Source organism: Lactobacillus sp. UMNPBX12, from assembly GCF_002553955.1.
Lineage (GTDB): Bacteria > Bacillota > Bacilli > Lactobacillales > Lactobacillaceae > Lactobacillus > Lactobacillus crispatus.
In genome coordinates this window covers 1-255 of the sequence record NZ_PCYY01000089.1, presented here as the reverse complement: position 1 = coordinate 255, position 255 = coordinate 1, and the positions used below count along the sequence as shown (strand labels likewise).

The window sequence follows — 255 nt, the reverse complement described above, 5'->3', positions numbered from 1 at the left end:
GAGCGCACGCCTGATAAGCGTGAGGTCGATGGTTCAAGTCCATTTAGGCCCATTGACATAACGAAGAAAAAGAGTTAAAGTTATGTCTGGCCGAAAATAAAATACTCTGGGGGCTTAGCTCAGTTGGGAGAGCACCTGCTTTGCACGCAGGAGGTCATCGGTTCGAACCCGTTAGCCTCCATTGATCCAGAAAAAGGATCAAAGAGCTAGTACATTGAAAACTGAATATAATCCAAGCAAAAAACCGAGACAATC

The 255-nt window shown here is 45.1% G+C and carries 1 tRNA gene; it reads left to right on the top strand.

What is annotated here, in order from left to right:
• Positions 1–108 precede the first annotated feature (108 nt).
• A tRNA-Ala gene (locus CP363_RS10615) sits at positions 109–181 on the top strand.
• Positions 182–255 lie beyond the last annotated feature (74 nt).